The following is a 12,250-nucleotide window of genomic DNA, read 5'->3' on the forward strand; positions in this document are numbered from 1 at the left end:
GTCGCTCTTTGGGCGCCGAACGTCGACTCCTTGCGTCAATCTGCGTGAAATCTCGCAACAAGTCGACGTTCGGCGGGGTGACGGGATCAGCCCAGGCGGATCAGCCCGTAGTCATAGGCGTGGCGCCGGTAGACGACGCACGGCCGTTCGGTGTGCTTGTCGTGGAACAAGAAGAAGTCGTGCCCGACGAGCTCCATCTCGTAGAGCGCGTCGTCGACCGTCATCGGCGTGGCCGGATGCTCCTTGGTCCGCACGATCCGCCCGGGTTCGTGGTCCGACTCCACACCGTCGTGATCGGCCGGCGCCTCGGGCGCGCCGCGTGCCGGTTCGGGCGGTGGCACCGCGGTGGCGGCGGCCAGCGAGACCGGCGTCTTGTCGCCGTAATGGACCTTGCGGCGGTCCTTGACGCGGCGCAGCCGGCTCTCCAGCTTGTCGACCGCGGACTCGAACGCGGCGTAGAAACTGTTGGCGCACGCCTCCGCCCGGCTCACCGGGCCGCGGCCGCGGGCGGTGATCTCCACGCGTTGACAGGATTTGCGCTGGCGCCGGTTGGGAGCGTGCTTGAGCTCGACATCGAAAAGGTAGATGGAGCGATCGAACCGCTCGAGGCGGGCGAGTTTTTGCGAGACGTACAGACGGTAATGATCGGGGATTTCTACGTTGCGGCCTTTGAACACAACGTCGGCGGTGGTTGTCGGTTGGGCTTGCCCATCGGCGATGGAAGAGGGTTGGTCCAGAATCTGACCGGAATCCACGGATAGCCTTGACATACGTGACAACTCGTTTCTCTTTACACGTCGCACGCGCGTTGCGTGCCCGGCTGACTTGATGCGCCGACGAGGTGAGAGCGGTTCGAGACTGGCTACCGCCGCAGGCTGCCCGCCGGTGCGAGGTGTCGATTACTCACCCCTTCCCGCAAGTGGGGCTCAACCTGGGAATATCCCGACCAGTGAGTCAATGAATGTTGATTCCGACGTTAGCTCGTGTTCGCCCACCCATGCCACTAATTTCGCCGAGCTGTTGCGAGTTCTTCACAAGCTCATGGCTGTCGCACAGTCTCAGGCGGCGGCGATCGCCAGCACCGCGACGACATGGACCCCGGCGGCCTGAAGCACGCGCACCGATTCGCGCGCCGTCGCCCCGGTGGTGACGACGTCGTCGACGACCATGACGTCGGTGCGCGGCGGCCGGCCGCGCAGCACGACCCGGCCCGCGATGTTGCGTTCCCGCGCGGCCGTGCCGAGCCCCACCGAGTCGCGGGTCAAGGCCTTGATGCGCAACGCCTGGGCGACGGAGATCTCCGGATGCTGCGCCACCGCGGCGCGGGCCAGCCGGGTGACCGGGTCGCCGCCGCGCCGGCGTGCGGCCGAACGCCGGGTCGGTGCGGGCACCAGGGTCAGTGGGGTGTCGACGATCCCCCACGACAGCAGCCGGTGCACCCCGAGGGCCAGTGCGCGCGCCAGCGGCGCGACGAGATCGGCGCGGCCGTGTTCCTTGAGCGCCAGGATCGCCTGCCGGCGGGCGTTGGCGTAGCGGCCGAGCGCGAACACCGGGACGCCCGCGTCGATGCGCGGGTTCACCACGTGCGGCTCGTCCGGCCTGACGGCCAGCTCGGTGGCGCAGGCGTCGCACCAGCGCGTCGACGGGGCGCCGCAGCCGCCGCATTCGGCAGGCAGGAACAGGTCGAGCATGGCGACAGTGTGACGGCCGGGGCCGACATGAGCAGGGCCGGCGCTAGCCCGATGGCGGCGACCCGCTAGCCCGGCAGCACCGGCGCCGCGCCGGGAACCGTCAGCCCGGGCACGTCCAACCAGCCCTGCTGACCGTCGGCGGACGGCGAATACTGAAGCACCCCTTCGGGACCCGCGACGTAGGCCGTGGACGGGTTGGCCACCACGGTCGTCACCGGCATCTGCAGGCCGCGGGCCGGCGCGTCGGAATTCACCCCGTCGATGTTGACGTACGAGACCGGATGGTTGGCGTCGGTGCGGGTCACCACGATGTCGTCGCCGGTGCGCCAGGACAGCGACACCACCGAATTGCCCAACCCGAAGCCCAGCCGCCGCGGATACGTCAGGGCGTACTGCCCGGCCTGGGTCTGCTCGACGCTGGCGAGGATCACCTGGCCGCCGATCACCATCGCGGCGCGCGTGCTGTCGCGGGACAGTTGCAGGTCGGTGATCGGCCCCGGGAACCGGGTGGCCACCGCCACCGAATCCACCGGAATGCGCGCGGGTTGCCCCGACGCCGGCTCCTGAATCGCCCGCAGCACGTTGTTGCCGTCGACCACCACCCACACCACGTCGTCCAGCGACCAGGTGGGCCGCGACAGGCTGTGCCCGTCGGCGGACTGCACCGCTTCGGCGCCCAGATCGCCGATCCACAGGGAGGCCGCCATGTCCGGGGCGCCGCGATGCAGCGTCACCACGGACGCCACCTCCCGGCCGCTGCGCGACAACGCGGCCCCCGTCTGATCCCCCATGCGACCGAACGCGCCGGGCACCATCGAGGTGTGCTGCCCGTCCAGCGACACCAATGAGCCGTTCACCAGGGCGTGCAGCCCGGCGCCCGCGCCGTCGGCCACGCCGGGGTCGGTCGCGGCGACATCGGAGGTGGTCCACCCGTCGCGGAACCGGTCGTCCAGCGGCGCGCCGTCGGCGTTGATCACGTACGGGCCCCGGATATCGGCCCGGGCCAGCGTCCAAATGATCTGCGCCGCAACCAATTGCCTGCTGTGCGGATCCGTGGTGGACAGCTTCTCCAGGTCGACGCGCGCACCGCCGTACCCGCGGCCGATCCCGTTCTTACCGCCGTCGGCCCGGGTCACCGGCCCGCGCAGCCGCAACGGCGGCGCGAGCAGGTTGCGGACCGTGTGCGCCATCTCGGGCCGCGGCCCGCCGATCACCTTGGAGACCAGTTCGGTGGCCAACTGATCGTGGTCGGGCACCGCGACATAACGCGGATCGGGGACCACGGTCTTGCCGGTCGGGTCGGCGAAGTAGAGGGTGTTGCGTTTGTACGTCGCCTGAAACTGCTGCCAGTCCAGGAAGACCCCGTTGGGCAGGCGGTCGATGCGCCAGCCGCCGGAAGTCTTGACCAATTCGATCGGCCCCGGGTCGGGCAACACTCCCTCGGCGGTTTCGAACACCCCCATGTCGGACAGCGAGCCCAGGATGTCCGCCCGCATCGTTGCCGAAACACGTTCGGCCGCGCGGGTTTCGACGAACACGACGTGGTCGATGAGCAACGCGCTACCGGCGTCGTCCCACGAGTTCGACGCCGACTGGGTGAGGAACTGGCGGGCGGCCAGGTGCCGGTTCGCCGGATCGGCTGTGGCCTTGAGGAATTCGCGCAGCAGCACGTCGGGGTCCATGCCCGGGGTCGGCTTGGGCAGGTTCGACGGCGCCGGCCGCTCGACGGTGCCGATGGCTTGGGGCGCCGACGAGCTGGGCACCCCGGCACAGCCGGCGAGCAGCATGGCCAGCATCAGCAGGCCCAACAACCGCCACATCACAGGGTCCTCTCGGCCGGCTCTCGTTGCCGCGTGCGGTCTTTCGCGTGCTGTGGGCCGGTGGGCGGGGGTTGCGGAATCGGCTTCATGGGCAGCGGGCTCGTGGTGACCTTGTGGCCGCGAACCAGCGGGAGCGTCAACCGGAAGCACGAGCCGTCGCCCGGTTCGCCCCACGCCTCCAGCCGGCCCTGGTGCAGCCGCGCGTCCTCGATGCTGATCGCCAGGCCGAGCCCGGTGCCGCCGGACCGGCGGACCCGCGAGGGATCCGCGCGCCAGAACCGGCTGAACACCAGCTTCTCCTCACCGGGCCGCAGCCCGACCCCGTAGTCGCGGACGGTGACGGCGACCGTGTCCTCGTCGGCGCCCATCCGGATCTTGACCGGCTTGTGCTCCGCGTGGTCGATGGCGTTGGCGATCAGGTTGCGCAGGATCCGCTCCACCCGCCGGGTGTCGACCTCGGCGATCACCTCGTGCGTCGGCAGGTCCACCTTCAGTTCGATGCCGGCGTCCTCGGCCAGGTGCCCGACGTTGCTCAGCGCGTTCTGCACGGTGGTACGCAGGTCGACCGCCTCGACGGACAGCTCGGCGACACCGGCGTCGTGCCGGGAGATCTCCAGCAGGTCGTTGAGCAGCGACTCGAACCGGTCCAGCTCGTTGACCATCAGCTCGGTGGAGCGCGCCAGCGTGGGGTCGAGGTCCGCGCTGTGGTCGTAGATCAGGTCGGCGGCCATGCGCACCGTGGTCAGCGGGGTGCGCAGCTCGTGGCTCACGTCAGAAGTGAAGCGGCGCTGCAGGTTACCGAACTCCTCCAGCTGGGTGATCTGGCGCGACAGGCTTTCCGCCATGTCGTTGAACGACATCGCCAGCCGCGCCATGTCGTCCTCGCCGCGCACCGGCATGCGCTCCGACAGGTGCCCCTCGGCGAACCGTTCGGCGATGCGCGACGCCGACCGCACCGGCACCACCACCTGGCGCGACACCAGCAGCGCGATCCCGGCCAGCAGCACCAGCAGCACCGCGCCCCCGGTGATCATGGTGCCGCGCACCAGCTGGATGGTGGCCTGTTCGTTCTTCAACGGGAAGATCAGGTACAGCTCCAGGTTGGCCACCTGCGAGGACGCCGGGGTGCCGACGATCAGCGCCGGGCCCGAGAATCCGTCGGTGTGCACGGTCGCGTACTGGTAGGACGCCTGCCCGGCCTTGACGAAGCCGCGCAGGGAATTGGGCACCTGGTCGACGGGTCCGGCCGTGGTCGCGGCGCGCGGGCCGTCGCCCGGCACCATCAGCACCGCGTCGAACGCGCCGGCCATCCCCGCGCCGGAGGCCGGGTCGGTCTTGGAGGTCAATGTGTTGCGGGCCAGCTGGAGGCTGCTGTCCAGCGAGCGCGCCTCTTCGCCGTTGACGATCCCACCGACCGTGGTGCGCGCCCGCTCGATCTGCTCGATGGCGGCCTTGACCTTGACGTCGAGCACGCGATTGGTGACCTGAGAAGTCAATACGAAGCCGAGCGCCAGGATGACCGCCAGCGACAGCCCCAGCGTCAGCGCAACGACCCGCAACTGCAACGAGCGGCGCCAGGCGACTGCCACGGCCCGACTCACCGCGCCCATGCCGCGAGTCATGGGGCCGGAGCGCCCCCAGCGGCTCCGAGTGCGTCGCCGGGAGCCCCAAATCACCGCCGGCGCTCTCCCTTACGACGCTCTAGACGTGCGTGGGTCACGGAGGTCCGGCCTTGTAACCCACTCCTCGAACGGTCAACACCACGGTCGGGTTCTCAGGGTCTTTCTCGACCTTGGCCCGCAGACGCTGGACGTGCACATTCACCAGGCGCGTATCCGCCGGGTGACGATAGCCCCACACCTGTTCGAGCAGCACATCACGAGTAAACACCTGCCGCGGTTTGCGCGCCAACGCCACCAGCAGGTCGAACTCCAGCGGGGTCAGCGAGATCTGCTCGCCGTTGCGCGTGACCTTGTGCGCCGGCACGTCGATCTCGACGTCGGCGATGGACAGCATCTCGGCGGGCTCGTCGTCGTTGCGCCGCAGCCGCGCCCGCACGCGGGCCACCAGCTCCTTGGGCTTGAACGGCTTCATGATGTAGTCGTCGGCGCCCGACTCGAGGCCCAGGACCACGTCGACGGTGTCGGTCTTGGCGGTCAGCATCACGATCGGCACGCCCGAATCGGCGCGCAACACCCGGCACACGTCGATGCCGTTCATGCCGGGCAACATCAGGTCCAACAACACCAAATCGGGGCGCAGTTCGCGCACCGCAGTCAGGGCCTGGGTGCCGTCACCGATGACCGCGGTGTCGAAACCCTCCCCACGAAGCACGATGGTGAGCATCTCGGCTAGCGAAGCGTCGTCATCGACGACCAAAATCCTTTGCCTCATGGAGTCCATGGTGTCACCAGATCGGGACAAAACTGGGGCGCCACACGGGCGTTTCTTCTCCGATAAGGCCGAATCGTGACAAATTTGTGCTATCTGGCGATCAAACTGGCGGCCAAACCACCCGGATCGACGTCCTTGTCGACCACCCGCCAGGGGCCGCCCCACCCCGCGGCGGCCAGCCCGGCGTAGACGTCGCCGGTACGTTGCTGCAGCCCGTCGTCGCGTTCGTAGCTGTCGCGCGGGCGGCTCGGATCGGATGCGGCCCGGCTGCGCGCGCGCTCCCCGGCCAGTTCGGCCGACACCGCCAGCAGCACCTGCCAGTCGGGCGCGGGCAGACCCAGGCGCCGGTATTCGAGGCCGTGCACCCAGGCCACCGCCGGCCCGCCCGCGTCCTGATGCAGGCGCGCGGCGGTGTAGGCCGCATTCGAGGCGACGTAGCGATCCATGATCACCACGTCGTGGTCGCGGCGCAGCCCCTCGAGATGCTCGACCGCCGCGGCGCGATCGAGCGCGAACAGCGTCGCCATCGCGTAGACCGAGGACGCGAGGTCCCCGTGCTCGCCGTGTAGCGCCTCGGCCGCGATGTCCGCCGTCACCGATTGCCCGTAGCGCGGGAAGGCCAGCGTGGCCACCGACCGCCCGGCCGCTTCGAAAGCGGACAGCAACCCTTCGGTCAGCGTCCGCTTGCCGGCGCCGTCGACGCCTTCGATCGCGATCAGCACGGCGCGAGCCTATCGAGCCGCGAACGTGACACCACAGTCACAGTCGGCGCCGAGCGTGACTGTGGTGTCACGCTCGGCGGCGATCTGGTGGCTCAGTAGCGGTAGTGGTCGGCCTTGTACGGGCCGTCGACGTCGACGCCGATGTACTCGGCCTGTTCCTTGGTCAGCTTGGTCAGCTGGCCGCCGAGCGCCTCGACGTGGATGCGGGCCACCTTCTCGTCGAGGTGCTTGGGCAGCCGGTAGACCTCGTTGTCGTACTCGTCGTTCTTGGTCCACAGCTCGATCTGCGCGATGACCTGGTTGGAGAAGCTGTTGCTCATCACGAACGAGGGGTGGCCGGTGGCGTTGCCGAGGTTCAGCAGCCGGCCCTCGGAGAGCACGATGATCGACTTGCCGGTGTCCGGGAAGGTCCACAGGTCGACCTGCGGGCGGATGTTGGTCTTGGTGGCGCCGGACTTCTCCAGGCGGGCGATCTGGATCTCGTTGTCGAAGTGGCCGATGTTGCCCAGGATCGCCTTGTCCTTCATCGCCTTCATGTGCTCGAGGGTGATGATGTCCTTGTTGCCGGTGGTCGTGATGATGATGTCGGCCTCGCCGATCACGTCCTCCACCCGCTTGACGTCGAAGCCCTCCATCAGCGCCTGCAGGGCGTTGATCGGGTCGATCTCGGTGACGGTCACCCGCGCACCCTGGCCGGCCACGGACTCGGCGGAACCCTTACCGACGTCGCCGTAGCCGCAGATCAGGACCTTCTTGCCGCCGATGAGCACGTCGGTGCCGCGGTTGATGCCGTCGATCAGCGAGTGCCGGCAGCCGTACTTGTTGTCGAACTTGGATTTGGTGACCGAGTCGTTGACGTTGATCGCCGGGAACGCCAGGTCGCCGGCGGCGGCGAACTGGTAGAGCCGCAGCACGCCGGTGGTGGTCTCCTCGGAGACGCCCTTGATCGACGCGGCGATCTTGGTCCACTTGTCCTTGTCGGTCTCGAAGCGCTTGCGCAGCAGGTTCAAGAACACCCGGTGCTCGGTCGAGTCGTCTTCCTCGTCGGGCGGCACCACGCCGGCCTTCTCGTACTGCGCCCCGCGCAGCACGAGCATGGTGGCGTCGCCGCCGTCGTCGAGGATCATGTTCGCGGGCTCGTCGGGCCAGGTCAGCACCTGCTCGGCCGCCCACCAGTACTCCTCGAGCGTCTCGCCCTTCCACGCGTACACCGGGACGCCCTTGGGCTCCTCCGGGGTGCCGTGCGGGCCGACGACCACCGCGGCCGCGGCGTGGTCCTGGGTGGAGAAGATGTTGCAGGACGCCCAGCGGACCTCGGCGCCCAGCGCGACGAGGGTCTCGATCAGCACCGCGGTCTGCACGGTCATGTGCAGCGAGCCGGAGATGCGCGCACCCTTGAGCGGCTGGACGTCGTGGTACTCGCGGCGCAGCGACATCAGACCCGGCATCTCCTGCTCCGAGAGCTCGATGTCCCGGCGACCGTAATCCGCCAACGACAAATCGGCGACCTTGAAATCGATGCCGTTTCGAACCTCGGGGGTGAGTGCGTTTTCGGTCGTCGTCATAGCTTCTCTTCCTTTTTCCTGCCGTCTAGGGGCTCGCTCGGATCCAAGCGGTAATTAGCTTAGGTATGTTCTTGCGCCACTGTAGTCGTGCGCCCGCGCGCCGCACGGGCCAGGGAACGTTCAGGGGACGTTGATGACGCCGTGCCGCTCGGCGAAGGGAGTCATCAACCGCGCCAGATCGGCGGCCACGTCGTGGTCGGCCTCGGGTGGCATCGACACGTAGCTCAGCGCCAGCCGCACGATGGCACGCGCCAGGACACCGGCGTCCTCGTCGCTGGTGGCCACCCAGCTGTGCGTGAGCGCGGCGGTCAGCCGCTCGGAGGCCCGGGTGATGATCGGGGCGCTGTCGGTGGTGATGATCTGCAGCAGGTCCGGTTTGGCGACGCCGGTCAGCAGCGAGATCACCAGCGGATCGGCCGACAGCTCGGTGAACAGATCGCGGAACCCCTGCAGGAACGCGGCATAGATGTCGCCGACGTGGGCCTCTAGCGCGGCGTTGACGGCGTCGACCAGGCGGTCGGCCAGGCGCAGGCCGTATCCCTGCGCGAGCCCCTGCCGGGAGCCGAACTCGTTGTAGATGGTCTGCCGGCTGATGCCCGCGGCGCGGGCCACGTCGGAGAGGGTGATGGCCGACCAGTCCCGGGTCAGCAGCTCCTCCCGCATCGCGTCGAGCACCGAGTCGCGCAGCAGGGCGCGCGACGCCTCGGCGTACGGCATCCGCTTCACAGCCGCGACAATAGCGGCTCGCGGGCCGGAATCTGTTCTTTCGCGACGGGCAGCGGCGCCGATGGCGGTCACGAACGGGCGATCTCGACCATCTCGAAGTCCGTTTTCGCCGCGCCGCAATCCGGGCAGCTCCAGTCCTCCGGGATGTCGTCCCACCGGGTTCCCGGCGCGATGCCGTCCTCCGGCCAGCCCTTGGCCTCGTCGTATTCGAACCCGCACTGCACGCAGATGAAAAGCTTGTAGTCCTCGCTCATCGGTTCACTCCTATCGGGCTGTCGTGATTTCGAAATCGACCTTCTCGCGCACCGCGCAATCGGGGCAGCACCAGTCGTCGGGAATGTCGGCGAAGGGCGTTCCCGGCCGAAAGCCTTCCCGCGGAGCGCCTTTCGCCTCGTCGTAGGTGTAGTCGCAGCCGGGGCAGCGGTAGGCGGTCATGCCCGGGCCCCCTGGGCCCCGTAGCGCGCCAGCAGCTTCTCGCGCAGCCGCGGCTGCAGGTTGACCCTGGTGATGTCGCCGTCGTAGTGCGCCAGCACCCGGTGGTCCATCACCTTGCGCCACAGCGGCGGGAAGTAGGTGAGCGAGATCATCGACGCGTACCCGCTGGGCAGGTTGGGCGAGCCGTCCAGGCTGCGCAGCGTCTGGTAGCGCCGCGTCGGGTTGGCGTGGTGATCGCTGTGCCGCTGCAGGTGGTACAGGAACAGGTTGGTCACGACGTGGTCGGAGTTCCAGCTGTGCACGGGGGTGCACCGCTCGTAGCGGCCGCTCGAATTCTGTTGCCGCAGAAGGCCGTAGTGCTCGAGGTAGTTGACCGCCTCGAGCAGGCTGAAACCGAAGACGGCCTGGATGATCACGAACGGGATCAGCGCCGGCCCGAAGACCGCGATCAGGATCCCCCACAACACCACCGACATGGCCCAGGTGTTGAGCACGTCGTTGGACGGGTACGTCACGGGATTCCACGGGTTCTTGCCCGACCGGCGAATCCGCTGGGCTTCCAGCCGCAGTGACGAGCGCAGGCTCCCGAAGACGCTGCGCGGCAAGAACTCCCAGAATGTTTCCCCGAAGCGCGACGAGGCGGGGTCCTCCGGGGTGGCCACCCGCACGTGGTGGCCGCGGTTGTGCTCGATGTAGAAGTGGCCGTAGCAGGTCTGCGCCAGCGTGATCTTGGACAGCCAGCGCTCCAGCGCATCCTTTTTGTGGCCCATCTCGTGCGCGGTGTTGATGCCGACGCCCCCGAGCACCCCGACCGACAACGCCACGCCCAGTTTGCCGGCCCAGCCCAGCGGCCCGTCATACCCCAGCCAGCTCAGGTTCGAGGCGGTGAACAGGTAGGCGCCGAAGACCACGCTGAGGTACTGGAACGGGATGAACGCGTAGGTGCAGTAGCGGTAGTACTTGTCGTTCTCCAGCTGCTGCATCACCTCGTCGGGCGGGTTCTGGCCGTCGGGCCCGAAGCGCAGGTCCAGGATCGGCAGCAGGACGTAGACCAGGATCGGACCGATCCACAGCGGCACCTGCGCGGCGCCGTGCCAGCCGAGCCGGTTCAGCGCCCAGACGAGGGGCAGCATCGCGAACAGCGCCGTCGGGGCGATCAGCCCCATCAGCCACAGGCGGCGCTTCTTGTCCCGCCAGACGGGCGCGCCGGTTCCCTGCTCTACCTGCGGTTCGAGTGTCGTCATATGCCCAACCTCCTTGTGAGTCACACCACGTTGAGATTGGACAATACCGGCGTTTGCGTCTTGTGTCTAGACAAACGTCGTTGTTTTGTAAAGTCGTTGCTACGGCACCGGGCTGTGGGGGTCCGCCTCGAGCGTGTCGGCGGGCTCGGACGCGACGGCCTCGCGTTCGCCCTGCACCGAGTGCCGGTAGCCGTAGGCGATGTAGATCGCCGTGCCGACCACCAGCCAGACCCCGAACCGGACCCAGGTGAGCGCGGTGAGGTTGAGCATCAGCCACACGCAGGCAGCGATCGAGGCGATCGGCAGCACCGGCACCCACGGCGCCTTGAAGCCGCGCTCCAGGTCCGGCCTGGTCCGGCGCAGCACGATCACGCCGGCGGAGACCAGGACGAAGGCGAACAGCGTGCCGACGTTGACCATCTCCTCGAGCTTGGTGATGGGGAACACCGACGCGGTCACGGCCACCACGAGGGCGACCAGCACGGTGATCCGCACTGGGGTGCCCCGCGAACCGGTCTTCGCCAGCGAGCGCGGCAACAGCCCGTCGCGCGCCATCGCGAACAGCACCCGGCACTGGCCGAGCATCAGCACCATCACGACGGTGGTCAATCCCGCGAGCGCGCCGATCGAGATGATCTTGCTGGCCCAGTGAATGCCGTTGGCGGTGAACGCCGTCGCCAGGTTCGCCTGCCCGCGGCCGCGCACCGTCTTGAGTTCCGTGTAGGAAACCATGCCGGACAACACGATCGCGACCGCGACGTAGAGCAGGGTCACGATGCCCAGCGACGCCAGGATCCCCCTGGGGACGTCGCGCTGCGGATTCTTGGTCTCCTCGGCCATGGTGGCGACGATGTCGAAACCGATGAACGCGAAGAAGACGATGGACGCCCCCGCCAGCACGCCGTACCAGCCGTAGTGGCTGCTGTGCGCCCCGGTCAGCAACGACAACACCGACTGGTCGATGCCCTTGGCCTCGCTGCTGGCTTCCGGTTTGGGAACGAACGGCGAATAGTTCGCGCGCTTGATGTAGAAGACCCCGACCACCACGACGAACAGCACGACCGACACCTTGATGCCGGTGACCACCGCGGAGAACCTCGACGACAGCTTGGTGCCCAGCGCGATCAGCGTCGCCACCCCCGCGACGATCACCAGCGCGCCCCAGTCGACCTGGGCCGACCCGAATTCGACTGTGCCACCGGCGAACCCGAACACCGTGCCCAGGTAGCTCGACCAGCCCTTGGCCACCACGGCGGCGCCGATCGCCAATTCCAGCAGCAGGTTCCAGCCGATGATCCAGGCCAGGAACTCCCCGAAGGTCGCGTAGGAGAAGGTGTAGGCGCTACCGGCCACCGGCAGGGTGGAAGCGAACTCGGCGTAACACAACGCCGCCAGCGCGCAGGTGCCGGCCGCGATGACGAACGACAACCAGATGGATGGCCCCGTGATGTCGCCCGTCGTCGACGCGGTGACGGTGAAGATGCCGGCGCCGATCACCACCGCGACGCCGAAGACGACCAGGTCCCACCAGGTGAGGTCCTTGCGCAACTTGGTGTCCGGCTCGTCGGTGTCGGCGATCGATTGTTCCACCGACTTCGTGCGCCATCGATTGGCCATGCAACCGCCCTTTCCCAACGCTGGGAGCCATTGGTC

General features: G+C 68.2%; 12 protein-coding genes. All 12 read right to left on the reverse strand.

Annotation, left to right across the window (positions count from 1 at the left end; translation table 11 throughout):
- Positions 1 to 86 precede the first annotated feature (86 nt).
- Positions 87 to 755 (reverse strand): ribosome hibernation-promoting factor, HPF/YfiA family, encoded by a 669-nt coding sequence (hpf, locus tag JF781_RS19175; RefSeq protein ID WP_225328985.1) that lies wholly within the window; start codon positions 753 to 755, stop codon positions 87 to 89.
- A 303-nt stretch (positions 756 to 1,058) separates the two neighbouring features.
- Positions 1,059 to 1,691 carry a ComF family protein gene (locus JF781_RS19180; RefSeq protein WP_225328954.1) on the reverse strand — a complete coding sequence of 211 codons (633 nt, stop codon included), beginning with the start codon at positions 1,689 to 1,691 and terminating at the stop codon, positions 1,059 to 1,061.
- 65 nt (positions 1,692 to 1,756) lie between these two features.
- The gene (gene lpqB / locus JF781_RS19185) at positions 1,757 to 3,511 is read right to left on the reverse strand and encodes an MtrAB system accessory lipoprotein LpqB (protein WP_225328955.1); all 1,755 of its coding nucleotides are present in this window, start codon (positions 3,509 to 3,511) and stop codon (positions 1,757 to 1,759) included.
- Positions 3,511 to 5,187, reverse strand: coding sequence for an MtrAB system histidine kinase MtrB (mtrB, locus tag JF781_RS19190; protein ID WP_225328956.1), 1,677 nt, complete (start codon positions 5,185 to 5,187; stop codon positions 3,511 to 3,513). The genes lpqB and mtrB overlap by 1 nt, the downstream gene beginning before the upstream one ends.
- Before the next feature lie 40 nt (positions 5,188 to 5,227).
- A complete protein-coding gene (gene mtrA, locus JF781_RS19195) occupies positions 5,228 to 5,914 on the reverse strand; it encodes a two-component system response regulator MtrA (RefSeq protein ID WP_007168097.1) in 687 nt (228 codons plus the stop codon).
- An 80-nt stretch (positions 5,915 to 5,994) separates the two neighbouring features.
- Entirely contained in the window at positions 5,995 to 6,627 is a 633-nt protein-coding gene (locus tag JF781_RS19200; protein ID WP_225328957.1) for a dTMP kinase, read from the reverse strand.
- A 92-nt stretch (positions 6,628 to 6,719) separates the two neighbouring features.
- Positions 6,720 to 8,192, reverse strand: a complete 1,473-nt coding sequence (gene ahcY / locus JF781_RS19205) for an adenosylhomocysteinase (protein ID WP_225328958.1) — start codon at positions 8,190 to 8,192, stop codon at positions 6,720 to 6,722.
- Positions 8,193 to 8,312: 120 nt separating this feature from the next.
- Complete coding sequence (locus JF781_RS19210; protein ID WP_225328986.1) at positions 8,313 to 8,909, reverse strand: TetR family transcriptional regulator; 597 nt, start codon at positions 8,907 to 8,909, stop codon at positions 8,313 to 8,315.
- Positions 8,910 to 8,986: 77 nt separating this feature from the next.
- Positions 8,987 to 9,172 carry a rubredoxin gene (locus tag JF781_RS19215; protein ID WP_225328959.1) on the reverse strand — a complete coding sequence of 62 codons (186 nt, stop codon included), beginning with the start codon at positions 9,170 to 9,172 and terminating at the stop codon, positions 8,987 to 8,989.
- A gap of 10 nt (positions 9,173 to 9,182) precedes the next feature.
- Entirely contained in the window at positions 9,183 to 9,353 is a 171-nt protein-coding gene (locus JF781_RS19220; protein WP_225328960.1) for a rubredoxin, read from the reverse strand.
- Positions 9,350 to 10,597, reverse strand: coding sequence for an alkane 1-monooxygenase (locus JF781_RS19225; protein WP_225328961.1), 1,248 nt, complete (start codon positions 10,595 to 10,597; stop codon positions 9,350 to 9,352). The genes JF781_RS19220 and JF781_RS19225 overlap by 4 nt, the downstream gene beginning before the upstream one ends.
- A gap of 99 nt (positions 10,598 to 10,696) precedes the next feature.
- A complete protein-coding gene (locus JF781_RS19230; protein ID WP_225328962.1) occupies positions 10,697 to 12,214 on the reverse strand; it encodes an amino acid permease in 1,518 nt (505 codons plus the stop codon).
- Positions 12,215 to 12,250: the final 36 nt, after the last annotated feature.

It is taken from the genome of Mycobacterium sp. WUMAC-067 (assembly GCF_020217485.1).
Lineage (GTDB): Bacteria > Actinomycetota > Actinomycetes > Mycobacteriales > Mycobacteriaceae > Mycobacterium.